A 23779-nucleotide genomic window follows, 5' to 3' on the forward strand; every position below is an offset into this window, starting at 1 on the left:
TTCTGCCTAACTTTTTATACATTATGGACATGAAGACGTTATCTAGAATTTTATCTGCACTCCTGCTGTTTGTTGCATTCTCCTTCGCCAGCATATCGCAGGATTCCTCCGTCAGTCGTTTCGACAAGCTCAACGACCTTGCCGCCACAGGCGACTCCGCCGTCACGACAGTCGACGCCAACAAAACCGCTGCAACCGACGTTTCCAGCGCCGTGGATTCTATCGGTCGCTCTACTCCCTCCAGAATGACAGCCAATAAGAAGCGCGCCGTCTGGATTAAGCTAGAAGGCGACGTGGAACCTTCCATGTACGATTTCTGCGCCCGCGCCATCGCCGACGCCCTCAAGGAAAACCCGGACTACATCGTATTCGAAATCAACACCTTCGGCGGCAGGCTCGATGCCGCCTTCGACCTGGTCGATACCATCATGGCGGTCAAGGGCCCCGAGACCATCGCCCTCGTGAAGAAGAAGGCCATCAGCGCGGGCAGCCTCATCGCTCTCGCCTGCAAAAAACTCTACATGCTCGAAGCCACGACCATCGGTGACTGCGCGCCCATTGTGCAGGGCGGCGACGGCACCCCGCAAATCGTCGGCGAAAAAATACAGTCCCCGCTCCGTGCCAAGTTCAGGAACCTCGCCCAGCGCAACGGCTACCCCGAACTGCTGAGTTCCTCATTCGTGACGCCTGAACTTGAAGTGCTTGAACTCAACGCCAAGCTCGACAAGGGCAAAAAGACAGAACGCGACACGACGCTCATCATCGAGGGCCAAAAGTACGCCGTACTCGACAGCGCCGACAAGAAGTTCTGGGGCGCACCGAAAATCCTCGTGAAGAAGGGCGAACTCCTGACCATGACCGACAAGGAAGCCGAGGAACTCGGATTTTCGAAGGGCACGTTCAAGGACCGTAACGAATTCGAGACGACGCTTGCCATCGAGAAGGCTAGCGAAGTTGAGACCACGCTCGGCGAAGACATCGCCGCCGCCATCGCCGCCATTTCGGGCATCTTGCTCATCATCGGGTTCGGCGCGCTCTATATCGAATTCAAGACCCCGGGCTTCGGGCTCTTCGGTATCATCGGCATCATCCTCATCGGCATCGTATTCCTCGGGCAGTTCGCCCCGCAGCTCGACGGCTACATTCCAGCCATCCTGCTCGTCGCGGGTGTAATCCTCTTCCTCGTGGAAATATTCGTGATGCCCGGAACATTCCTGTTCGGCATCGGCGGTATCATCTGCATGATAATTGCGCTTGCGATGTCGTTCTCGCCTGCAGAACTCCCGGAATACGTCCCCGACGCCGTCGAGACGACGTTCGATGCGACCCCATGGCTACTGGGATTGCTCTACATGCTATGCTGTGCGGGCGTTGCGCTCGTGTTCCCGATTGCCGCCAGCAAGTACCTGATTCCGCTCCTGCCCGAAGGCTGGACCCCCATGCTCAAGACGGACCTGGAAACCGCCGCATCCCCCACGGAATCCGTGCAGGAAGTGCATGTAGGCGACACCGGTACCGCAAAGACGTTCCTGCGCCCCGTGGGCCAGGCCAGCTTTACCATGCCCGACGGCAGCACCAAGCTCTTTGACGTGCAGACCCACGGCGAAATTATCGAGGCGAACACCCGCGTGAAGGTCGAATCAGTGCAGGAAGGCCATATCTGGGTCGTTCTGGACGAGAACGCCTAAAAATTTTAGTAGAATTTGAAAAAATAACACCGGAGACAAACAATGGATACACTCCTTATCGTTGGAATCATCATCGCGGCGATTGCCGTCATCATCCTCCTCGCCTTTATCGGCAAGTTCTTCAGCCTCTGGCTCCAGGCCTTGTTCTCCAGGGCGAACGTGAGCATTTTCCAGCTCATCGGTATGCGCCTGCGTAAGGTGCCGCCGCAGGTGATTGTTGAAGCCCGAATCCTCAGCTGCAAGGCCGGCCTCCCGGTCGATACGAACCTGCTCGAAGCCCACTACCTTAGCCGCGGTAACGTGCTCCGCGTGATTCAGGCGCTCATTGCCGCCAACAAGGCAAACATCAAGCTCGACTTCAAGGAAGCCGCAGCCATCGACCTCGCCGGCCGTAACGTGCTCGAGGCCGTGCAGATGTCCGTGAACCCGAAGGTCATCACGACCCCGAAGGTTTCCGCAGTGGCCCTTGACGGTATCCAGCTGCACGCCATTACCCGTATTACCGTGCGCGCCAGCATCCAGAAGCTCGTCGGTGGTGCCGGCGAAGAAACGGTTATCGCCCGCGTTGGCGAAGGCATCGTGTCTTCCATCGGTTCTGCGGTAAGCCACAAGGAAGTGCTGGAAAACCCGAACATGATTTCCAAGAAGGTGCTCGCCTCCGGCCTCGATGCCGGTACTGCATTCGAAATTCTCTCTATCGACATCGCCGACGTGGACGTGGGCCAGAACATCGGCGCCATCCTCGAGACCGACCGTGCCGAGGCTGACAAGAAGATTGCACAGGCAAAGGCAGAAGAACGCCGCGCCATGGCTTTCGCCGCCGAACAGGAAATGAAGGCCAAGGTGATGGAAATGAAGGCGAAACTCGTGGAAGCCGAAGCCCAGATCCCGATGGCCATGGCAACCGCACTCCGCGACGGCAAGCTCGGCGTGATGGACTACTACAACCTGAAGAACATCGAAGCCGACACCCAGATGAGGAAGGAAATCGGCAACGCTCCCGAGGCCAAGTAAGCAACCGTAGGGCAATATGGAAACCCTAATATTCCTAGCCATCGCAGCCGTCATCGCGATCTTCGAGAACAAGGTCAAGAAGGCCAGAGAGCAGAAGCAACTGCCGCCTTCCGAGCCCAGCGATTACGATAACGAATATGCGGAAGATTCTGAGGAAGAAGCGCAGGAGCCGCAAGTTCAGCCCCCGCGTTCCCTGCAGGATCTTATCCAGCAGTTCGAGAATGCCCAGCGGGAAGCCGCACAGGGCAATATCGAACCGCCCACGCCCCCCGTGCAAAGGCATCGCGACCCGAACATGCCGGTGACATTCCGCGATATTGCAGAAGCAGTAATTGAACTGGACGTCGTCGATGCAGAATTCCTGATGGACGAATTCAACTTGAGCGAAGGCGATGCAATCTCTGCGTTAAACGACCTGCAGAAATACCGCATCATCGGGCACGACATGGAAGACGGCGAACACGACGTGCTCGTGCACGACATGGACGAACTGGACAACCTGCTCTCGCACGAAAGGCACGTGACGCCGCAGCAAAATGCGGAAGAACCCACCGGATTGCAGGAACCTACCGCAGATGCCGAAATGGAACAGGCGCGCCAACAGGAACTGGAACGCCAGCGCAAGCTGAACAGCCTTGAAGGCCGTGCAAAATCTGCAAGGGAAAGTGCCGCTGCATTTACCGCCACGGAAACCTCAAGCGACACAGAAGACGGAACCGCTCCGAAGCCGCGCCGTGCCCCGCTCGTTTCCACAAGGAGCCTTGCCGACGTGCGCAAGGGATTCATCTGGGCGAAGGTGCTGGACGAGCCGCGCTTCAAGCGCCGCTGGAGCACACAGTACAGGTAACCACGGCAAACGCCTGGTGACGCCTACAGGAAATAGCCCGTAAAACTAAATTGTAGGCTCCATAGTTTCATGGGGGACGCTTCTCGGTAAGCGGCCCCCTTTGTCATTTCGACAATTCCCTCCTTTTCGATGCGGGTCATGTCCATGACAAAGCGCATTCCAAGGAAACAATCCCAGCCGATATTAAATCCACCACCGACAACAAGAGACCAGCCGAACGGCTCCACGTCGAAGTCAAAGGATTCATCACCATCATCTTCGATTGAAGCGATATCACCATCAACATTCAGGTTAAACTGGGCGCCAGCCTCAAGATAGAACTTTGATATCGGTACGACCCGAACCAAAACCGGAAATGCAAATCTATACACATACAACCCGAAATTCATCTGGTCACCATAGGGGTCTTCGGGCGGGATGCTGTAAACATCTTCATCTAACCTGAACCAGGCCATACTAAATTCCGCCTCACCTACAAACCCGACAAAGCCGTTCAGCCGATACATGTACGAAGCGCCGATTGCAATTTTCATTCCCCCAAAATTACCCAACGCCGCCTCCCCGACACCGTCTTTTGCCGAGCCGAACGTGCCTCTTACCGGAGCGTTATCCCACACATAGTCAAACCCGAAGGCAAAACGCCCGCCCAAATAATGCGATTTGTCTTGAGCAGCACCTTCTGCGAAGGCGAATGATGCAAACAGCAGCGCAAAAATGCAAATTCGAACGGCTTTCATATCTTCTCCTGCTTTAAATATAAAATATTTTCGATAAGACTCATCTTTTTTTCTGTATTTATTGTATTTTTCCCATAGAGATCGAGGAAAGTGTCATGAGAAAGCTACTCAGGAAAATCAGCGTTTTCGCGTGTTCCATATTCTGGGGGAATGGCGCAAGAAGCGGCAATCCGTTCAGGTTTATCCGCAAGTACTGGGCGCAGCTGCTCCTTTCTTCCATTGCCATACAGACCATCGCCTGCGCATACGGCGGTGAAGACCCCTATGACTATTCCGACGACTGTGACCCGGTATTCGACACCGAGAAATTCACGAACGAAGGCTATACCGACTGCGAAAAACAGATTGTCGAACAGGCTTTAATCGCAAAAGACCTGCAGGACAACCTGGGCAAGCGCGAGGATGCCACCATAGAAGCCTGGAACAAGGTGCGCCAGAAAATCAGCGAGATTGCCGAGACCTGCGACATGAACCACCTCTATATGGAAGGTTCATTCACATCCCTTTACTGTTCAGACGGCAGAGTCCTTATTCCTAAGTAAAATTCGCGTGGGCACCTGACGGTGCGGTAAATCAAGCCTTTGAAAACCTGGACAGGAACTGCGCCAGGCGCTCGTTGCCCGATTTGCGGAACACGTGGTCGGGGGTTCCCTGCTCCACGATGACCCCACCGTCCATGAAGATGACTTTGTCGGCCACGTCGCGGGCAAAAGCCATCTCGTGAGTCACGATGACCATGGTCATCTTGTCTTCGGCAAGTTTCTTGATAATCTTGAGCACTTCGCCAGTCAGTTCCGGGTCCAGCGCAGAGGTGGGTTCGTCAAAGAAAAGAATCTTCGGGTTCATCGCGAGAGCGCGGGCAATGGACACCCGCTGCTGCTGACCACCGCTGAGTTCACAGGGATAAGCCTTTTCCTTGCCCTCGAGGCCCATACGCTTGAGCAAGAACCGCCCCATCGCGCGGGCATCTTTGCGGTCGTCCCCCAACACGCGCACCGGAGCGAGGCAGATATTCTGCAGCACCGTCAGGTGCGGGAACAGGTTGAAGTTCTGGAACACGAGTCCCGTAGAAAGTCGAATATCGCGGAGCGTTTTCGCCGGCGCGTACTTGACCGCCGGGCCAGAGTCTAAAGGTCCCTTCGCCGAAGCGCCAGGCACCACCATTTCCTTGCCGTCGACCTGCACCAGGCCGCCGTCAACCGTTTCGAGCTGGGTAAGGCAGCGCAACAGCGTGCTCTTGCCGGAACCGCTGGGCCCGATAATCGAGAGCACCTCGCCCGCCTTCAAGTCAAACGAGATATCCTTGAGCACATGCAAGTCGCCAAAGGACTTCTTGACGTGTTCTACCTTGAGAATCGGCGCAGATTCATTCACGTTTTCCATTCCACGCCTCACTTATAGTAATTGAGCTTGCGTTCCACGTAGGCAAAAAGCACACTCAGCAAAAGGTTCGCCACATAGTAGAATACGCCCGCCACGAACAGCGGGTAAATGCTCGCGTAAGCGGCCTGCTGTTTCTTGGCCAGCGCAAAAAGTTCCGTCACCGCAATCACCTGCGCAAGGGAAGTATCCTTCACGAGCGTGATGACTTCGTTCGCGCTCGCGGGCACCACGCGCTTTACCACCTGCGGGAGGATAATGCGGAAGAACGTCTGCGTGCGAGTCATGCCCAGCATGTAGGCCGCCTCGTACTGCCCCTTGGGTATGGACTGGATACCGCCGCGGAAAATTTCGGCAAAGTAGGCCGCATAGTTTATCGAAAACGCCACAATTACCGCCGGGAAGCGGTCAAACGAAAAATCCACGCCCGCATATTCACTCAGGTAGTAGGAGCCAAAGTAAATCGCCACAATCTGGAGCAGCAAGGGAGTGCCGCGCATCACCGAGATGTAGAACGATACCGGGTAACGCACCACGCGCCACTTGCTCATCTTGAGGACCGCGATAAGCAGGCCCAGCGGAATCGAGAACAGGAGCGTGAGCCCGAAAATGGCGAGCGTCGTGCAGAAGCCGCCCCAGAGAATCGGGAGTAAATTGCTCAGGTCAGACATGGAACCGCGCGCCGGCCGTTACTTGCCGAACCACTTGGCAGAGATTTCGTCGAACTTGCCGTCGGCCTTCATGGCAGCCAGGGTGGAATTCACGGCATCACGCAGGGCCTGGTCCTTCTTGCGGAAACCCACGGCGTAGACTTCGTCGGAGAGGCCTTCCTCGAGCACCGTGTAGTCCTTCGCGTTCGTCACAATCCAGTACTTGGCCACGATTTCGTCCAGGAACACGGCATCGACACCGCCCTTGTCCAAATCCATGAGCGCCGTCTGGTTGTCGTCAAACGGGACGATTTCCTTGGCGGCCTTGCCCGCTTCAGAGGCATCCAAAAGCTTCTGGGCGGTAGAACCGTTCTGCACGGCAATCTTCTTGCCGGCGAGGGCCGCGAGATTTGCAAGAGCCTTGTCCTTCACCGTGAAAATCATGCGGTTCTTGAGGTACGGGTCGCTCAAGTTCATCGCTTTCGCGCGGGCGCTGTCCACGCTCATGCCGTTCCAGATGCAGTCAATCTTGCCGGTGTTCAGTTCCTGTTCCTTAGCGTCCCACGAAATCGGCTGCGTCTTGAGTTTCACGCCCAGGCGCGCACAAACTTCGGTAGCGAGGTCGATATCGAAACCCACGATGTTGTTGTCCTTGTCGCGGAAACCCATCGGCGGAAAAGAATCGTCGAGACCGAGCACGAACTCGCCCGCCGCCTTCACCTTGTTCAGGGATTCATCGGCCTGAGTCTTGGATTCCGCCTTCTGGTCGTTGCAGGCAGAAAGAACCGCGGCACACGCAACCGCCGCAAACATCGCTAAAAGCTTTTTCATAAATGCTCCTTTTTCATTTACAAGAGAAATAAATTCTGTTCATTTTCAATCAAATCTTCGGCAAGATATTTAGCGTCAAGGTTTTCAATGCCCTGTTCGCGATTGGCTATTTGTGTAGAAAGTTTACTTTTGTAGTAAATGTCCATCGCTTTGCGCAAGTCTAAATTTTTCAGGGCAGCAATATTTTTTATGATGTCCTGCTCAAGATTTTCAATGTAGACAGTTTCAAGATCCGACATTTTACACATCCAACGCTTTATAGTCTTTAAATGAAAGAATTGTTGTCAGCGCATCCTGACTTACAAAGCAATACTGGTCGTTCGGTTCGGAAAATCGCAATTCAGAAAGAGTCTTTTCTTTATCCCATAAGCCGCGAAAAAACATATCAACAGTTTTGAAAACATCGTCATCTGCAACTGGACCAGATATAACATCGTATTTACAATAATCTGAACCACCTTTGCGGCAAGCGCATACGAAATCAAGCCATGCAGACAGATTATCATGCAAACTCAAAAAACTAAATTTTTCTAAATCGCAGGTTTCCATTTCAAACGAATTGAGTATGGGACGATTACCATTACGCAGGGATTTACGTCTAGCCCAGCGTTCAGCCTGCTTTCTGTACGATGTTACATAGAATCCCTGACCAAAATCAAGGAATCGCTTAGAATGATTCACATCAGGAGTCTTGATAATTGAAGTCGATCCGTGATAGACAATCATTTCAACACACCCCTTTCACGAGCAAGTTCAGAAAGGTCATCGACCATCGCCTCTGCTCCGAGGGTATGCAAAACGTCATAACACTTAATGACATAATTGTCCAAGATGCCACTTGAATTCAATATTCCATAAACCCTACCTGGAGAAAGTTTCCAAGCAGACGCCAGCTTATGGATAAGAAAAATCGTAAAATTCAGTATTTTGGCATCCATACCATGAATATAACTTTTTTTTCAAAGATTTGCAAACTTAGACGGTGAGCCGTTCGTTACAAAAAGGCCTCATTCCAATGACTACGGACAATTAATCGCCCTTTTTTTTGAAGAAAATGTAAATTTATTTCTGTAAAATCAAAAGAGCCTGAAATTTTGCGCTTTTGGGCCGCCCATGGTATAGTGGATGGCCGGGAAGATACGCATCGGGACCTTGTACGGGTCTTCGTCAGTAATTTTTTCCTGGGCGTTCCCGCACATCACACATGTGCGGTCGGGCTATATTTTAGGGGCAGCCATCTTCGCTACGCTCGAAGCCAGCCTCCTAAAACCGAGACCACGGTCTTGTCCCCAAGGGGTCACTATCCCTAACGCGAATGCTACTCGCCTGCAGAAATAACCAAGACCGCATCCCCTATATATTCAGTAGCATTTCCAAATTCTTTAACTTGAAATGTTAATTTCATAGTCTGTTTCAAATTAAGCTCGTAATCCATTTTCCCACCTCCAACATAAAAGCAAGTCATTCCATCTACTTTATACACAGAAGGTTGAACTAAATTTATCGTTCTTTTCACAACTACAGAATCTTTTGTTTCTAGTATCGTATTAACTTTAGTATGTGAATATTTAGCGTAAGCAGTAGAATAATCTTCTATCAAACATAAAGCTAATTCATATGGTCCCCAATATCCCTTGGGATTCCATTCGTCTTTATCTATGTTTAGATAAGGTTCTTTTTCTAAAAAGATTTTATTTGTCGCTAACCCGCTATCAATTTCAAAGGTTTGCCTACTGCCATCAAGTTTTACTGAGAAACTAGCAACAGTCTCCCTATTACAACTGCATAGCAGAATGCATAAAATCAAAAAAAAGAATCTCATTTATGGACCCAATTTCCTGCTTTTATCGTTAATCGCGGATTATACGCCATGTCTAAAAGTTCATTCGGGTCGTCAATTAATAATTCCAGAGTCATTTTCTGAGAAATATCGAAATTTTTGGGAAAAGTTTGATACTTTATATAACAAGCGCAAAAATCACTTTCAATAGGATCTGTTGTAGGCCGACCAACATAAGAAAGCAACAAGGAATCACTCGCATACAATTTCAAATCTACTGTTACATAATCCAGATTTATTTTTTTATCTGGAAAATAAGGAAAGCCATCTGAACATATCGAAAAAAGGTAATATCCATTATTGTTTTCGTCTATTGAGTGTTGCCGAGATGTTTGCAATCCGTTTTCCAAGACAAATTTCTGGGGGGCTTTTATTTCTAGGTTCATTGGGAGCGACGCGATAGTTTCATTCATCGCACAACTTGTCAAAAGAATTAATAATACACAACAACAGATGTAATTAGACATACTCAAAAGCATTTTAAAATCCACTCCGTATTTTTTTTACCGCCAAGTTCCAGAACAAGCGATGAATAAAATTTGTAAGATTTTCGAAAGCATAAGGTAAATATATAAAAACGCGAACATTTTTCGCTAAAAGCCGGGCGTTGCGGGCTGGCGTCTGAAGCCCGCTAGAAGGGGTGCGCGGAAGATCCGGCTTGGGCGGGACAATGGAGATGCCGGAACAGAGTCCGGCATGACAATGAGGGCGGGGCCGGGACTGAAGCGAGGGGGAAGCCTCCCCCAACAAAAAAAGAGAACTGCCTTTGGGACAGTCCTCTTTGAAAAGGAGATCCCCGCCTTCGCGGGGATGACATAAGAGGGGCGCGGGATGCGCCCATTCCTAATTAGTCTTTTCCGTACACCTTTTCGGCGTAGGTCACGGTGGCGCCGAGGTATTCGCGGTTCATCTTGGCGATGTAATCCACGGTGATACCCTTCGGGCAGGCGGCCTGGCATTCGTAAAGGTTCGTGCAGTTGCCGAAGCCTTCCTTGTCCATCTGGGCGACCATGGCCAAGACGCGCTTCTTCGCCTCGACCTTGCCCTGCGGCAAGAAGCTGAGGTGAGAAACCTTGGCAGATACGAACAACATAGCGGATGCGTTCTTACAGGCGGCCACGCAGGCACCGCAACCGATACAGGCGGCAGCGTCGAAGGCGCGGTCGGCATCGGCCTTGGGAACCGGGATCGTGGAAGCTTCAGGAGCGGCACCGGTGTTGACGGAAATGAAACCGCCAGCCTGGATGATGCGGTCGAATGCGGTACGGTCCACGGCGCAGTCACGGATAACCGGGAAAGCGGCGGCGCGCCACGGTTCGATCACGATGGTGTCGCCATCCTTGAACTTGCGCATGTGAAGCTGGCAAGTGGTGGTCGCATGGTCAGGACCGTGCGGCATACCGTTGATGACGAGAGAGCACATGCCACAGATACCTTCGCGGCAGTCGTGGTCGAAGGCGAAACCTTCCTTGCCCTGCTTCATCTGTTCTTCGTTCACGATGTCCAGCATTTCCAGGAAGGACATGTCGGGAGAAACATCGTTGATCTTGACAGTTTCGAACTGTCCCTTGGTCTTGGCATCCTTCTGACGCCAAATCTTCAAAGTCAAATTCAGTCCGCTCATTATTTGTAGCTCCTAGTAGCGAGGTGGACGTTATCAAAGGTAAGAGGTTCCTTGGAAAGTTCCGGTGCGACACCGTCGCCCTTGTATTCCCAGGCACCCACGTAGCAGAAGTTTTCGTCGTCGCGCTTGGCTTCGCCTTCCGGAGTCTGGCTTTCTTCGCGGAAGTGGCCGCCGCAAGATTCCTTGCGGTGCAGGGCGTCAAGAGTGAGGACTTCGGCGAATTCGAGGAAGTCAGCAACGCGGCCAGCACGTTCGAGGTTCTGGTTGAAGGAACCTTCGGAGCCGAGCACGTTGACGTTTTCCCAGAATTCGGCACGGAGGGCCGGAATCTTCTCGAGGGCGGTCTTCAGGCCGGCCTCGTTACGGGCCATGCCCACGTATTCCCACATGATGTTACCGAGTTCACGATGGATATCGTTGACCGTGCGGTGACCCTTGATGGAGAGGAGCTTGTGGATGCGTTCTTCGGTCTGCTTCTTGCAGTCTTCGAACGCGGCATCGGATTCAGAAACCTTCTCGAGCTTGGTGCCCGCGAAGTAGCCGCCGATGGTGAACGGAATGACGAAGTAACCGTCGGAGAGGCCCTGCATAAGAGCAGAAGCGCCGAGGCGGTTTGCACCGTGGTCGGAGAAGTTGGCTTCACCGAGAACGAAGCAGCCCGGAATCGTGGACATCAGATCGTAGTCCACCCAGAGGCCGCCCATGGTGTAGTGGATGGCCGGGAAGATGCGCATCGGGACCTTGTACGGGTCTTCGTCGGTGATCTTCTCGTACATCTGGAAGAGGTTGCCGTATTTGGCAGAGACGCCAGCAACGCCCATGCGCTGGATAGCATCGGCGAAGTCGAGGTACACGGCCTGCTTGGTGGAACCCACGCCGAGGCCAGCATCGCAGACCTGCTTGGCGTTACGGGAAGCCACGTCACGCGGAACGAGGTTACCGAAGCTCGGGTACTTCTCTTCGAGGTAGTAGTAACGATCTTCTTCCGGAATCTGGTCCGGGCTGCGGGTGTCGCCAGCCTTGCGCGGAACCCAGATACGGCCGTCGTTACGGAGAGATTCACTCATCAAGGTGAGCTTCGACTGCAGGTCGCCGTGGCGAGGAATGCAAGTCGGGTGAATCTGCGTGTAGCAGGGGTTAGCAAACAGGGCGCCGCGCTTGTAGGCACGGAATGCGGCCGTGACGTTAGAACCCTGGGCGTTTGTAGAAAGGTAGTAGACGTTACCGTAACCGCCGGTGCAAAGGCAGACAGCGTCACCCACGTGGCTTTCAAGTTCGCCAGTGATGAGGTTACGGACGATGATACCGCGGGCCTTGCCGTCGATCACGACGAGGTCCATCATTTCGCGGCGGGGGAACATCTTCACCTTACCGGCGGCAACCTGGCGCATGAGAGCCTGGTAGGCACCGAGCAAGAGCTGCTGCCCCGTCTGACCGCGAGCGTAGAACGTACGGGAAACCTGCGTACCGCCGAAGGAACGGTTGTCGAGGAGACCACCGTATTCACGACCGAACGGAACACCCTGGGCCACGCACTGGTCGATGATGAGGTTCGAGTTTTCGGCCAAGCGGTGCACGTTGGCTTCGCGAGCGCGGAAGTCACCGCCCTTCACGGTATCGTAGAACAGACGGTAAACGGAGTCGCCGTCGTTCTTGTAGTTCTTGGCAGCGTTGATACCACCCTGGGCAGCAATGGAGTGTGCGCGACGGGGGCTATCCTGGATGCAGAAAGACTTTACGTTGTAACCAAGTTCGGCGAGGGATGCAGCGGCAGAAGCACCGGCAAGGCCAGTACCAACCACGATCACCGTGAACTTACGCTTGTTGGCGGGGTTCACGAGCTTGAGTTCGAACTTGTGCTTGGTCCACTTTTCTTCGATGGAACCACCGGGGATTTTAGAATCAAGAATCATTAGTGGGCTCCTTAAAATTAAGCGTTAAAAGAAACTTCGACGGTGCCGACAGAAGGAATCACGAAAGAAGTCTTGGCGGCTTCCTTGGCCTTCTGCTGTTCATACTGCTGCTGGAGTTCGTGAGACTTGGCACGCAGGGCTTCCGTTTCGGGCTGGTTAGCGAGATAGAAGGCGGCGATGGCGGTAATACCGAAACCGGCAGCAACGATAACGCTGTAAGCGATACCGGCGATGTCGATAATCGGGGTCCACTTCTGGTGAGCAATACCCATGGTCTGGAAGGCAGACGAAATGGCGTGGAACAGGTGCATGCCGATAACGAACATGCTGATCACGTAGAACACAGCCCAGAAGGGGTTGGCAAACATGTCGATGGTGGTGAGCCACATGTCGCGGACGATTTCGCCCTTGTCGTTCAGGTACAGGTAGTGTTCGCCGAACTTGAGCATCATGAGGTGCTGGATGAGGAAGCCGAGGATGAAGAGGCCGGACCAGATCATGGTGAAGGTCGCGAAAGTCTTCTTGCCCTTACGAGCGTTGACTTCGTAGTCGATTCCACCGCGAGCCTTCTTGTTCTCGATCTTCAGCGTAACCGCGAGGAAGATATGGAGAGCGAAGCAAGCCACCAGGCCGAGTTCGACGAGATAGATCATCTTAATCGGGAAGTGGAGCGGATTGAACCCGGTCAGGAACTCGGTGTAGGCATTGTAAGACGCCTGGGCCGAAGCCTGGTCAAAGTTCAGGAGTTGGAAGTTACCACACATGTGGCCGAAGATGAACAGGGCGAGTGCCGCACCCGTGCATCCCATGATCTGCTTCTTACCGATGGAGGAGGTAAGATACTTGATGATCCATTGCATTGAGTTGTGTCTCCTTGAGGGGTTTTTGTTTTAAACTTAGAGGACGCAGCAAGCCTTGAGGTTCGGCATTTCGTAAGCGTAGCGTTCGTCTTCCTTGAACCAGAAGTCCAGTTCGCGCTTGGCGGATTCAGGACTGTCGGAGCTGTGCACGACGTTTTCGGTCATGGAAGGGGCAAAATCGTAGCGGAGGGTACCGGGTTCCGCCTTAGCCGGATTGGTTGCACCGTTGATAGCGCGAACCTTGGCAATGGCATTTTCGCCGCCGAGGGCGAGCATCACGGACGGGCCCTTGGTCATGTAGGCTTCGAGTTCCGGGAAGAACGGCTTTTCCACGTGTTCGGCGTAGAAACCGCGAGCATCGGCAGAGGTCATCTGGTGCATCTTCACGGCGCAGACGGAGAGGCCTGCAGCGATGTAACGGTCGATAATGCGCCCAATGAGGCCGGACTTTACGGCATTGGGCTTGATCATTGCAAATGTCATTTCCATAGTAGGTACCTTTTGTTTTAAGATGTGGGAAATATAGATATAATTCGGATTTCGGAATTCAGATTTCAGAATTATAAACGTCATTGTGGACGCAGCCGAAGTAATTCACTCCGAATTCCGAATTCCGAATTCTGAATTCAGAATTTACTCCTCAGATTCAATCTTCTTCATCAGGTCTTCGGCGAGTTTTCCGCCGGACTTGATGTTCTCGATAAGCCAGTTCACGTCCTTCCCCATTTCGCTGTTCGGGTACTTGGCCTGGAATTCCTCCAGGACCTGCAGGGCGAGCGTATCCTTGTGCAAGTTTTCGTTCAAGATGAACCCGCGGCTGAACATGGCCTTCTCGGCATCCGGGCTGTCGGGCCACATCTTGTAGAACACGTTGTATTCCGCCTCGGAGAAGGAATACTGTTCCGCCTCGGACTGAATCTGGGCAATCTGGAGCGTAGCCTTCGCAAACAGCGTGTCGTTATCGGGATAGAAGTCGCGGACCTTCTTCCACTGCTCGACGGCGGCTTCGTAACTGCGGGCCTTGTAGAGGGAATCGGCCGTAGCCTGCATGGCAGCAGCACCGGCGGCAGGCTGCTCGACCGAAACGCCTTCCTTGAACACCTTCACCTTCGCGTTGGCCCAGATTTCGGCCTCTATGCGTTCCTTGCGCGCCTTGCGGAGCACGCCGATGCGGTTCGAGAACACCTGCTTGCGGGTTTCGTCCATCGCGCGCTTTGCATTGATGACGTAGTTGAAGTAGTAGTCGCGCTTCAGCACGTTCTCGGGGAAGCGGATGTAGTCAACCAGGTCGGCCTTCGATTCTTCGTACGATAGCCTCGGGCGCACCGGGTTGCCGTTCTTTTCGAAATACGCCTTGAGGGAATCCTCGGGCAAAGCGTTCTTGGCCTGCGCCATCTCGTCGTAGTGCGAAATGATGTAGTTGTCGCGGGTCTGGCGCACCAGCGCGCGGTATTCCCAGGAAGAATCCAGGCCAATCGCACGAGCCTCGTCGGCAAAAGACGCGCATTCCGCAAGGCTACGGATAATACGTTCGCGCATATTGTTCGTCTTCGGCATGCCAGGTTCTTCTTCGAATATCTGCAGGATTTGCTTCTCGGTAACAAGCGGGGCGCCGTTCTTCGAGATAAGCACGTAATCCGGAGGGAGCTCCAGGTATCCCGCCCCCAGCATGTGGTTTTCCACGTCAGCCTTCGCGCGGTCGTAGGGCTTGACCTCCGGCGGAATTTCACGGACAAGATAGAACACATGACGGCCGGGAGTGCGGGTCGAACCCAGCACCGGCGACAGCGTACCTTCGGGCTTGCCCGTAAACGCTTCGGCAAGGCCGTTGATAATCCCAATCCCGTACGGGAGGGCGTAGCCTTCCTTCACCACGCCCACGTAGCCGCCATTTGCGGCGGTTTCCTTGTTTACGCTCTTCTTTGCGGCAATCGCCTTGAACTTCTCGAGGTCCACGGGCTTCTTGAACAGCTTGGCAAGCGCGGCGGAATCTTCCATCTGCACGTGATAGACTTCAAATGCAGGTGCAGTCTTGAATTCTTCCTTGTGCTTCTCGTAGTAGCCCTGCGGGTCGGGCGGCACAATCTTCTCGATCGTAACCGGGAACTTCTCCTTCACCGTCTTGATGGTATTGCGCACCATCTCCTGCTTGAAGCCGCCGATAAACGCCGCGGTGTCGCCACCCGATTCCTTGAGTTTTTCGGCCTCGCGTTCGAGCAGCAGGCGATCGGCCACCTTCCCGCGTACATCGATAAACTCGACCTTGCCCGTAGAATCGGCAAAGTCGGCCTTATGCGCATCGAAGAACGCCTTCAGGTCGGCATCGGAATACGTGAGCTTTTCCATGGAATAGAAGCGCTGGTACACGAGCGTGAGCAGGCGGTCATCCATGTTCTTGGAATAGGATTCCCAGTTTTTCCCGAGTTCGGGGTATTCCTGCAGGGCCTTAGAAACAACGGCAGACCTCGTGAGCACGCCCTTTACAATGTTGTCATAATCGGCACGCCCGGTAGCGGAAGTCATTACCGCAAAATCAATATCTGTATTATAGACGGTCTCGTTATCTACCTGGGCAAACTTGCCCTCACCAGAACCGAAACCGTTGCACCCTACAAGGGCAAGGCCACAAAGGGCACCCAGAACAAGAATCTTTCTATTCATCAAATCCTCTTGGATATTTTGTCCCCGTAAATATAAACAATTCATAAAAATCAGACCCACGCCGAACAGAAAAGGCCACCCCGAAGGGCGGCCCTATAGCATCTACAAAGGAAATTTTACGTTAAATCCTGAAATCGAGACCCACGCCGAATCCACGACTGTCGCGGTTGTACACGTCTATCCCGTATTCCACCTGCTCGTCGTAATCCTGGTAGAGCGTGTGGAAGTAGCTCAGGTTCATGCGCATCCAGTCCGTAATGCGGTAGGCAAGCCCGAACCCGAAACTCGTCGAGGAGATATTGATATTCATGTCACTGATGTAGCCATCCTTGATGCCGAAGCGGGTCACCTGCACGCCACCGCTTATGGTGAAGCGCGTAAGGAAGTCCACTTCCACACCGTAGAGGAACTCGTTCGTATCGTCCACGTAGTCCTCGAGATCGCCGCTGAAATCGGCCTTGCTGTCAAACCAGTGGTGGTACCCGAAGGCAAGGCGCAGGTTATCGAGCAGGGAATAGTTTATACCGATTGCAAGGAACGAAGGAATGTCGTTGTGATCTTTTTTGCCGTCATTAAACTGTTCGAGCGGGGTATCGTTCTTCTTGGTGTCATTTTCCATCTCGATGGAGGTGTTGTACTCGAACTTTGCACCCAAAGTAAGTCGTTTGTACTTAAAACCGAGACCGACAATCGGGGTAATGCCAAAGCCCGTCTGGTCCAGTTCCAAGTCCATCGTCATCTTGTCGTCAAGAGTCTCGAACGTGCCCGCGAGCGTCGCGTACTGCACCTTTTCTTCTTGAGTCTTGGCGCTTTCCGCAAGTGTCGCGAATGTTTCTGCAAGCGTGGACGCCTCCACCATCTTGCCCTCGGGATTAACGCCCGGGATAACGGAATTCAGCCGGAGGTTTGCGACCGAGCCGTCGTAGCTGTTCATCGCATAGTTGAAGCGTGCACCCGCATACACCGAGAACATCTTGTTGAACTCGTAGGCGGCACCGAGAGTTGCGCCAAAGATGTACGAGCTCGCCTCGAGCGAAACATCGATGGCGCTGTTCGTAGTCGTAAGCCCCTTCTCGGCGAGTGCCGCCTCCATCTGCTTGAGCGGGGCGTATGTAAGCGCGTAGAAGCTCGGGATACCGTCATCGAAATTTACCCTGCCGCCACCGCCAATAACGCCCATGTGGCCCGAAAGCGCAAAGTTGCCGTGGTGCCAGGTCACCAGCACGCTCGGGAGCGAAGGCACAAACGCATTGCCCTTGAAGTTCGTGCCGTCCTTGAATATCGGGGACTTCTCGACAGTCGTCTCGCGGCTCTGCCAGAACGTCTGGTTGTTTGCCGAAATGTACAGGCCATCTTCCATGAACGCCGTACCCGAGGGGTTCGCGTACGGGGCATCCACGTCGGTGCTCGCGTCGCGGGCCACGCTGCGCTGGAAAAGCACGGACTGGTTGGTGTTGGTGTTCAGGCCGCCCGCAACGGACAAAGTATTCAGCGTTGCGATGGCCAACAGGCATACGGTCGATTTCGCCTTGTCGAGCCTCATGAGTTTCCTTCCCTGGATAGGAGAAAATGTTTTGGACGGCGCATAACTTAGCAATCAGGCCAAAAAATCCGACTACAAAATGCTTACTTAAATCTTTCCGTAATTTTTAAATAACCGTTTTGTAACATTTGTTAACGAAAATATGTGACATCCATCGCATAATTTGTATGTCATAAGTGAAAGACCGCACCAAAAACCACACACCCAGAGGCACCCAAAATCCTCCTTGTACACGCAACTCTTTGAGCATCAACGAGTTATGCACCCATTTCTGGCATATTCCGGACCGCGACATATAATATGTTTTCTATAATTATGCACGTTGAAGATAGGTACTTCGACATTTGCTTTGACCGCCGCCATTGTGACGGTCGTTGTTGGCGTTCTTGCCCTGGGCGCCTGGTTTACGCGTATTGCCATAATTACCTACTTGTCGAACCCGCACACCTACGGCGACGTGGAAGTCACCCCCCACGGGTACACGCTCGGGGGCCCGCTCACCCATTCCTGGGATTCCGTGACCGTAAAGCAGGGCGACAACGTCTACACCGTAAAGGACTTTAACCTCGACATTACCATCCTGGGCGAAGGCAAGGGCGGCAAAGTTTCGCTCGGCGAATTTGCCGCAAGCATCAAGACGAGCCCCGACACAAACGGCACCGACAAGAAAAAGGACCCGATAGGGGAAATCGCCTTCCCGGAAAGGGCCAAGTTCTACCTGCCCGTAGAGGCGAGCGTCGGGAAGATTTCCGTGGATATAAACGAAGGGAGCGAAGACGCAAAGCACTGGCAGGCAACGGACCTCTCCATCAAGAGCGAGGGTATGCAGGCGGCAAGCATAAAGCTCGACAGCATCCAGGGCGACTACCTTGCAGAAACGGCGAGCATCGATATCCGCGCGGACTTCGCGGGCGAGAACGTGGCCGTGAAGGGCAAGGTCAAGGCCGGCAAGGATGCCATAAAGCTCGACGTGAAGGCGCCGAAGAACAACATGGCGGCAGTCAAGACCCACGTGGACATGGAAGTGAAGAAGCCCGAGGACTGGATACCCGTGGAAATTCCGCCCGCGGTACCGACCATCGGGGCAATCAAGGTGAACGGCGATGTGAGCTTCGACCCGAAGACGCGCAAACCCAAGTACAACCTGAACCTGCAGACGAGGGTCGGCGAGTTCTGGCCCCTGATGGCAAGCAACGCGAAGATAAACCTGAAGGGCGACGACGAGCGCTACCACGTGCACGTAGACCTGTACAACGACGAGGGCGGGCACATTATGCTCGAGGGCGACATGGACAAGAATCTCGACGGCGATATTAGCGGGTACGTCGAGTACATGAGTTCCATATTCGGCCCGCACATGATGCCGCTCGACATGAAAATCCATTCCGCGCACAAGGAAGGCGACCGCATAGACGTGAGCATCGAAACGCGTCAGGGCTCCACAATCGATGCGGTCGTTAACCTGGGCGACAAACTGCTCGTCACGTTCGAGGGCGACTTCTCGCCGTATGAACCGTGGGCGCTGGACTGGAACTTCGGGAATCTCACGCTCCGCAACCGCTTTACCATCGACGGCAACTTCCAGAACGGGGTGCTACACGCGAAGGCGAAAATCCCGAACGTGGACTTCGCCTACCAGATGAAGGCCGATTCGCTCGAAGTGGAGCTCGACCTCAACAGGAACGGCATCCTGTTCAGCAACGGCATCATCTACGGCGAAAAGGAAACCTTTGACTTCTTCGGCGACGTGATGTGGAATCACGAAGACCCGCACACCTCCTGGGACGTGACGCAGCGCGAAGGCGGGCATGCTTACGCGTACATCGCATGGACCGACTCCATCACCATCGAGGTGCAGGCCGACAGCGTGGACATCAACACCATCCCGTTCGCAAAGCTAAAGATAAGCAACGACATCTACGGCACCGTATCCGGACACTGGCGGCAAAACTTCACCGACAACGTGGGCTCGATTGACGTGTTTGCCGAAGGAAACTACGACCCGTTCGAAATCCGCGCACACGTGAAAGCAAGGCAGAGCGGGGACTCCATCTTCATCGACAGGTTCCAGGCCATGCAAGACAAGAACATGGTGGAAGCAGAAGCGGCGTTTATCCTTCCGAACGACTCCAACCCGGAATTCAAGCCAACAGCGTTCCTGCCCATACAGGTGATTCACGCGTGGGCGTCGGCAAAGGACTTCAGTATTCCGGTGCTACTGGAACCGCTCAACGACACGACTCTTGCCAACGGATTCATGAGCGGCGACATCGCGTACGAAGAAGGCAAGGGCCTGCTCGGCAACATCGACTTCACGCAGCTTGAATTCAAGAAGATTGCACACACCATACTCAAGGTAGACAAGGTGAACCTTTTCGCCGAGGGCGACAAGGTAGAACTCAATTCGTACGTGAACATCGGCAACGGTGGATGGGCGGGTTCCTCGCAGGTTATCGTCGACAACGTGTTCAGCAGCGAGCGCCACGTGAGCGTAAGCCACAGCACCGACAACGGCGGCGACGTCGCCGTCGAGGGCATCATAGACTCGCTGTACACATTCACGGGCAAGGCGAATGTATCGGGCGCATGGTTTATCCCGGGCACCACAACAGAAATCAAGCGCACCGACCTGCAGATAGACGTTTCCGCAAAGCTCAAGGAAGGTATCAAGGGCATAACCGCAGAGATTACCTCGGATTCCACGTTCTACCAGCCTCCCAAGATGAGCAGGCTCGTCCCGTTCCGCGTGAGGGGGCACCTCGAAAACGGGATTGCCGAAATTACCGAATTTTCGACCCGCAACAACGAAGGCGAAACCATCAACGTTACCGCGGCATACAGCCTCGACAGCATGAAGCTTGAACGCTTCAACATCAGTTCCGACCAATTCAGCCTCAAGTCCGGGCAGCATTCCATAATGGTGAAGGATGTCTCGGGCTCGCTCGAAGACTACGACAACGAGCTGGTGGTATCGGTGAGCCTCCCCTACATCCAGTACAACTTCTTCGACGAAACATTCGGCGAAGGCGAGATACAGGCTCAGAGCAACCTCGACTTTACTATACCGCGTTCCACCAGCGACCGACTCCAGAACAAATCCATTTCGGGCAAACTCATCGTCGACAAGATGATCTACTACAAGGCGCTTGAGTTCCAGATAACGCCGAATTCGCTCAACCGCATCCTCACGATGTTCAACAACTTCATCACCAGGTTGCGTACCACCGAAGCGCAGGAAGCAAAGATTTCTACCGCAAGCCCCATCAACCTGATGGTTCACGTGAACGACTCGCAGAGAGATTCCATCGCCATCGTGACTCCGTTCGCGACATTCCCCTTCACGTTTGACTTCTGGGTGCTCGGCAACACCAACAGGCCGCTCCTGCGTGGCGACGTAACGAATTCCAATGCGGGCTTTATCGGCGTGCAGGACCTTTACGAATTCGAACTGAACTCCTTCAGCATCTCGTGGATGGACGTCCCGTGGCAACACGGCGTACTCGAAGTATCGAGTGCGCAGGAACTCCCCTACTGCGACGACACCGGCGAAAAGGAAAACGAGACCTGCCCCATCAACTTCGACATCACGGGAACGATTACGAACCCGCAGCCCACGCCTACGAGCAACTGCGGTACTGAATCGAGCGCAGCAGCCACCTACTACAACATCATCCTCGGGTGCATCGCCGACAACAACGACGAATCGACCGACTGGAACAAGATTGCAGGCAAGGCTATCGGCAAGATGATTTCTACCACGGCCAACAAGACGCTCGGCGGCGAGTATATCGGCGATATCGACATGAAGGTAATGCTGTTCAGCAACAACACCACAAGCGACAAGGATTCAAGCTACTTCAAGATACCGATTTCACTCGACCGCTGGGTGAAGAACATGAAGTTCATCTTCGGTTACACGCAGGACCAGAGCGAAAACCCGACATATGACCAGGCCCTGCAATTCGGCGTGACCTACACGCTCCCCGTATTCCAGGACAAGTCGTTCTCGCACAAGAACCACCTCAACCCGTCGCTCTACCTGAACGGGCAGCTCATCTCGAAGCAGTACCTCACCAACACGGGAGCAAGTTCTAACGAGAACCGACTCGAAAAGAACGTCGGTCTCAACTACGGTTACCGATTCTGGAACGCGTGCCTGCTAGGCCTGGGCTACTGCGAAACGATATCCTCCAACGCATCGCTCAAGGATAGCGAGGAGAAGGAGGCACAAAAATGAAAAAACTAATCTGCTTCCTGCTTTTTGCAATCGCATTCGTCTTTGCCGAAGATACGGAGAAAAACCCCTGGAAGGTGCAATTTGACGGAAACGTTGTGTTTTCGAATTTCCAGTTGAACGAGCAACTCGAAGTTCCCGACGAATTCGGGAACCTCGATACCACAAAGCAAGACTTTATGATGGGCCTTGCCACCGAAAACATTCGCGCGCTCTACTATTCGCAAGGGTTCTTCAGCCTCAGCATGAAAATGGAAATCAGGCGTGAAGTTGATTCCGAGAACAAACGCAAGCGCGTTTACGTCATCTCGCTGCGCGAAGGCGAACGTTACCGGTTCGGCGGGACAAGCATCATCGTGCCCGATTCGTCCAAGATCGATATTGACATGAGCAAGCTCCGCACGAACGACAAGGAAAGGATTTTTTCGCAAGACGACATCGCCGAAGACATCCAGTTTATCCAGCAGACCTACCGCAAGGCGGGCTACCTGCACACCTACGTGTTGCCAGGCGAACTCATAGACACAACGCAAAAAGTCATCATGGTCGAGATTATCGTGAACCCGGGTGCAATGGTCATCATGGGAAACATGGTGAGTACCGCACAGAAAAACCTCGACAAGTCCAAGAAAGAACAAGAGGCTGGACTTTCCGATACCGCATGGCTATCGTCGCTATGGAAAATCCCGCAAGGCGAAATCATTGACGGTAACCAGTTCAACACATTCAAGTCAAAATTACTTTCTACGCAGTTATTCACACAAATTAAACTTACCGACTCCCTGAGGACAGACGGGCTATCGGACATTCACCTGAACGTGACCGAGCGCGTACCCGGCGAAGCGCGCTACGGCCTGTTCTACGAAGAAATGTACGGGTTCGGCGCCATCGCGTATGCAAAGCACAAAAACTTCTTCGGTAAGTTCAACGAATTTTCCACCTCGTTCCAGCTGGCAGAGAACAAACAGGAAATTTCACTCGGCTACGCAAACCCGCTACTCTTCGGAACATCTTTCACGTTTATCCCCACGGCAATCCGCCTTGAAGACCGTCTGAGTTTCAACCACGAAAAGACCGCCCCGCCGGCCTACCCCGATAGCGTCGAAGAGCGTTACGAAATCATCAACCGCGGCGACCTGACTTTCGGCATTACCGACCACATCCGATTCCGCGGGACGCTCGATACGCGTTTCGTGAGCAAGAACGGAGCCGACATGTACAAGGTGAAGGGCGAAATAGCGCTCACCTTCGACTACACCGACGACTACTTCAACCCCACGAAGGGTGTGCGCGTGGCCCCGACCGTAGGCGCGGGCACGAACCTGAACGCAAACCTCGAAAAACTCACCATGATAGGCAACCCGTACACCTACGGCGAGGCAACCGTGAACCTCTACCACCCGCTGTTCTGGACATTCTACGGAGCGCTGAGCGGGAGCGTGGGCAGGTTCTTCGAGAAGGCGCTTGAAGACGATGCGCGCGTGTTTTACCAGGGCGGTTCACGTTCTGTGCGCGGGTACCGATTCCGCAGCATCTTCGCGAGTTACGAGAGCTACACGACCAGTACCGACGACGATGGCAACGAGGTCATTGACACGGTCATCAACACGGGACTTACCCCGATGTACCTGCGCATAAACGAAGAAATCCGCTGGACGCTCCCCTGGAAGGGCTGGAGGCACTGGCAGATTGTGCAATTCTACGACTGGACCCGCGTGATGGACAACGAACGCGACTTGTACAAAGAAACTGCGAAAGAAGCGCTCGGCCTCGGGCTGCGTTACCGCTGGCAGTTCCTCACATTCCGCCTGGATTACGCGTTCAAGAAGAACTTGAGCGACTGGAGCCTCGAAGGCTTTGCCTGGGGCAGGTTTGCGTTCGACTTGTCGCAGACGTTCTAATGCGGCAAAGCCGCAATGTGGAATGTGGGATGTGAGATGAGTAATTACTAATTACA

The 23779-nt window shown here is 53.6% G+C and carries 21 protein-coding genes; 6 read left to right on the top strand and 15 right to left on the bottom strand.

Annotated elements, in window-relative coordinates; genetic code table 11:
* Window positions 1–29: 29 nt before the first annotated feature.
* From BUB22_RS05935 to BUB22_RS05945, 3 genes are read left to right on the top strand one after another with little or no spacing between them, the layout of a single operon-like run.
* Window positions 30–1688 carry an NfeD family protein gene (locus BUB22_RS05935; protein WP_254794656.1) on the top strand — a complete coding sequence of 553 codons (1659 nt, stop codon included), beginning with the start codon at window positions 30–32 and terminating at the stop codon, window positions 1686–1688.
* Window positions 1689–1730: 42 nt separating this feature from the next.
* Window positions 1731–2702, top strand: a complete 972-nt coding sequence (floA, locus tag BUB22_RS05940) for a flotillin-like protein FloA (RefSeq protein WP_072810990.1) — start codon at window positions 1731–1733, stop codon at window positions 2700–2702.
* A gap of 16 nt (window positions 2703–2718) precedes the next feature.
* On the top strand, window positions 2719–3549 hold the full coding sequence (locus tag BUB22_RS05945; RefSeq protein WP_073114335.1) for a hypothetical protein: 831 nt from the start codon (window positions 2719–2721) through the stop codon (window positions 3547–3549).
* Window positions 3550–3572: 23 nt separating this feature from the next.
* Here the strand turns inward: BUB22_RS05945 and BUB22_RS05950 are convergent, their stop codons facing one another.
* Window positions 3573–4286, bottom strand: coding sequence for a porin family protein (locus BUB22_RS05950; protein WP_073114336.1), 714 nt, complete (start codon window positions 4284–4286; stop codon window positions 3573–3575).
* Between the two features lie 95 nt (window positions 4287–4381).
* On the opposite strand from BUB22_RS05950, the gene BUB22_RS05955 reads away from it, so the two are divergent.
* The gene (locus tag BUB22_RS05955; protein ID WP_073114337.1) at window positions 4382–4828 is read left to right on the top strand and encodes a hypothetical protein; all 447 of its coding nucleotides are present in this window, start codon (window positions 4382–4384) and stop codon (window positions 4826–4828) included.
* Between the two features lie 31 nt (window positions 4829–4859).
* Here BUB22_RS05955 and BUB22_RS05960 read toward each other — a convergent pair whose 3' ends face one another.
* The 14 genes from BUB22_RS05960 to BUB22_RS06025 form a co-directional block, all read right to left on the bottom strand.
* Window positions 4860–5669, bottom strand: a complete 810-nt coding sequence (locus tag BUB22_RS05960; RefSeq protein WP_073114338.1) for an amino acid ABC transporter ATP-binding protein — start codon at window positions 5667–5669, stop codon at window positions 4860–4862.
* A gap of 8 nt (window positions 5670–5677) precedes the next feature.
* Entirely contained in the window at window positions 5678–6337 is a 660-nt protein-coding gene (locus BUB22_RS05965; RefSeq protein WP_073114339.1) for an amino acid ABC transporter permease, read from the bottom strand.
* An 18-nt stretch (window positions 6338–6355) separates the two neighbouring features.
* The gene (locus tag BUB22_RS05970) at window positions 6356–7147 is read right to left on the bottom strand and encodes an amino acid ABC transporter substrate-binding protein (protein ID WP_073114340.1); all 792 of its coding nucleotides are present in this window, start codon (window positions 7145–7147) and stop codon (window positions 6356–6358) included.
* A 17-nt stretch (window positions 7148–7164) separates the two neighbouring features.
* Window positions 7165–7386 carry a hypothetical protein gene (locus BUB22_RS05975; RefSeq protein ID WP_073114370.1) on the bottom strand — a complete coding sequence of 74 codons (222 nt, stop codon included), beginning with the start codon at window positions 7384–7386 and terminating at the stop codon, window positions 7165–7167.
* A 1-nt stretch (window position 7387) separates the two neighbouring features.
* Window positions 7388–7873 carry a DUF3990 domain-containing protein gene (locus BUB22_RS05980; protein WP_073114341.1) on the bottom strand — a complete coding sequence of 162 codons (486 nt, stop codon included), beginning with the start codon at window positions 7871–7873 and terminating at the stop codon, window positions 7388–7390.
* The gene (locus tag BUB22_RS05985) at window positions 7870–8085 is read right to left on the bottom strand and encodes a DUF3791 domain-containing protein (RefSeq protein ID WP_073114342.1); all 216 of its coding nucleotides are present in this window, start codon (window positions 8083–8085) and stop codon (window positions 7870–7872) included. Before BUB22_RS05985 ends, BUB22_RS05980 begins: the two co-directional genes overlap by 4 nt.
* A gap of 380 nt (window positions 8086–8465) precedes the next feature.
* Window positions 8466–8969: a hypothetical protein gene (locus BUB22_RS05990; protein ID WP_073114343.1), complete on the bottom strand. Its 504-nt coding sequence runs from the start codon at window positions 8967–8969 to the stop codon at window positions 8466–8468.
* Complete coding sequence (locus BUB22_RS05995) at window positions 8966–9400, bottom strand: hypothetical protein (RefSeq protein ID WP_073114344.1); 435 nt, start codon at window positions 9398–9400, stop codon at window positions 8966–8968. Before BUB22_RS05995 ends, BUB22_RS05990 begins: the two co-directional genes overlap by 4 nt.
* Before the next feature lie 434 nt (window positions 9401–9834).
* On the bottom strand, window positions 9835–10611 hold the full coding sequence (locus tag BUB22_RS06000; protein ID WP_073054923.1) for a succinate dehydrogenase/fumarate reductase iron-sulfur subunit: 777 nt from the start codon (window positions 10609–10611) through the stop codon (window positions 9835–9837).
* The gene (locus BUB22_RS06005) at window positions 10611–12524 is read right to left on the bottom strand and encodes a fumarate reductase/succinate dehydrogenase flavoprotein subunit (protein ID WP_073114345.1); all 1914 of its coding nucleotides are present in this window, start codon (window positions 12522–12524) and stop codon (window positions 10611–10613) included. Before BUB22_RS06005 ends, BUB22_RS06000 begins: the two co-directional genes overlap by 1 nt.
* Before the next feature lie 17 nt (window positions 12525–12541).
* Window positions 12542–13384, bottom strand: coding sequence for a succinate dehydrogenase cytochrome b subunit (locus tag BUB22_RS06010; RefSeq protein ID WP_073114346.1), 843 nt, complete (start codon window positions 13382–13384; stop codon window positions 12542–12544).
* 36 nt (window positions 13385–13420) lie between these two features.
* Window positions 13421–13873: a nucleoside-diphosphate kinase gene (gene ndk / locus BUB22_RS06015; protein ID WP_072811014.1), complete on the bottom strand. Its 453-nt coding sequence runs from the start codon at window positions 13871–13873 to the stop codon at window positions 13421–13423.
* 144 nt (window positions 13874–14017) lie between these two features.
* Complete coding sequence (locus tag BUB22_RS06020; RefSeq protein WP_073114347.1) at window positions 14018–16045, bottom strand: peptidyl-prolyl cis-trans isomerase; 2028 nt, start codon at window positions 16043–16045, stop codon at window positions 14018–14020.
* Window positions 16046–16166: 121 nt separating this feature from the next.
* Window positions 16167–17588 (bottom strand): hypothetical protein, encoded by a 1422-nt coding sequence (locus BUB22_RS06025; protein WP_073114348.1) that lies wholly within the window; start codon window positions 17586–17588, stop codon window positions 16167–16169.
* A gap of 322 nt (window positions 17589–17910) precedes the next feature.
* Here BUB22_RS06025 and BUB22_RS06030 point away from each other — a divergent pair, with 322 nt between their 5' ends.
* Window positions 17911–21825 (top strand): hypothetical protein, encoded by a 3915-nt coding sequence (locus tag BUB22_RS06030; RefSeq protein ID WP_073114349.1) that lies wholly within the window; start codon window positions 17911–17913, stop codon window positions 21823–21825.
* Window positions 21822–23723: a BamA/TamA family outer membrane protein gene (locus BUB22_RS06035; protein WP_073114350.1), complete on the top strand. Its 1902-nt coding sequence runs from the start codon at window positions 21822–21824 to the stop codon at window positions 23721–23723. The genes BUB22_RS06030 and BUB22_RS06035 overlap by 4 nt, the downstream gene beginning before the upstream one ends.
* Window positions 23724–23779: the final 56 nt, after the last annotated feature.

It is taken from the genome of Fibrobacter sp. UWCM (assembly GCF_900129735.1).
Lineage (GTDB): Bacteria > Fibrobacterota > Fibrobacteria > Fibrobacterales > Fibrobacteraceae > Fibrobacter.

Bases quoted from the DNA above. Each gene is read 5' to 3' on its own strand.
- BUB22_RS05975 (WP_073114370.1), bottom strand. From the start codon at position 7,386: ATGTCGGATCTTGAAACTGTCTACATTGAAAATCTTGAGCAGGACATC.
- BUB22_RS05995 (WP_073114344.1), bottom strand. From the start codon at position 9,400: ATGAATGAAACTATCGCGTCGCTCCCAATGAACCTAGAAATAAAAGCC.
- BUB22_RS05955 (WP_073114337.1), top strand. From the start codon at position 4,382: ATGAGAAAGCTACTCAGGAAAATCAGCGTTTTCGCGTGTTCCATATTC.
- BUB22_RS06010 (WP_073114346.1), bottom strand. From the start codon at position 13,384: ATGCAATGGATCATCAAGTATCTTACCTCCTCCATCGGTAAGAAGCAG.
- BUB22_RS06020 (WP_073114347.1), bottom strand. From the start codon at position 16,045: ATGAATAGAAAGATTCTTGTTCTGGGTGCCCTTTGTGGCCTTGCCCTT.
- ndk (WP_072811014.1), bottom strand. From the start codon at position 13,873: ATGGAAATGACATTTGCAATGATCAAGCCCAATGCCGTAAAGTCCGGC.
- BUB22_RS05990 (WP_073114343.1), bottom strand. From the start codon at position 8,969: ATGAGATTCTTTTTTTTGATTTTATGCATTCTGCTATGCAGTTGTAAT.
- BUB22_RS05970 (WP_073114340.1), bottom strand. From the start codon at position 7,147: ATGAAAAAGCTTTTAGCGATGTTTGCGGCGGTTGCGTGTGCCGCGGTT.
- BUB22_RS06035 (WP_073114350.1), top strand. From the start codon at position 21,822: ATGAAAAAACTAATCTGCTTCCTGCTTTTTGCAATCGCATTCGTCTTT.
- floA (WP_072810990.1), top strand. From the start codon at position 1,731: ATGGATACACTCCTTATCGTTGGAATCATCATCGCGGCGATTGCCGTC.
- BUB22_RS05980 (WP_073114341.1), bottom strand. From the start codon at position 7,873: ATGATTGTCTATCACGGATCGACTTCAATTATCAAGACTCCTGATGTG.
- BUB22_RS05945 (WP_073114335.1), top strand. From the start codon at position 2,719: ATGGAAACCCTAATATTCCTAGCCATCGCAGCCGTCATCGCGATCTTC.
- BUB22_RS06025 (WP_073114348.1), bottom strand. From the start codon at position 17,588: ATGAGGCTCGACAAGGCGAAATCGACCGTATGCCTGTTGGCCATCGCA.
- BUB22_RS05935 (WP_254794656.1), top strand. From the start codon at position 30: ATGAAGACGTTATCTAGAATTTTATCTGCACTCCTGCTGTTTGTTGCA.
- BUB22_RS06000 (WP_073054923.1), bottom strand. From the start codon at position 10,611: ATGAGCGGACTGAATTTGACTTTGAAGATTTGGCGTCAGAAGGATGCC.
- BUB22_RS05950 (WP_073114336.1), bottom strand. From the start codon at position 4,286: ATGAAAGCCGTTCGAATTTGCATTTTTGCGCTGCTGTTTGCATCATTC.
- BUB22_RS06005 (WP_073114345.1), bottom strand. From the start codon at position 12,524: ATGATTCTTGATTCTAAAATCCCCGGTGGTTCCATCGAAGAAAAGTGG.
- BUB22_RS05965 (WP_073114339.1), bottom strand. From the start codon at position 6,337: ATGTCTGACCTGAGCAATTTACTCCCGATTCTCTGGGGCGGCTTCTGC.
- BUB22_RS05985 (WP_073114342.1), bottom strand. From the start codon at position 8,085: ATGGATGCCAAAATACTGAATTTTACGATTTTTCTTATCCATAAGCTG.
- BUB22_RS05960 (WP_073114338.1), bottom strand. From the start codon at position 5,669: ATGGAAAACGTGAATGAATCTGCGCCGATTCTCAAGGTAGAACACGTC.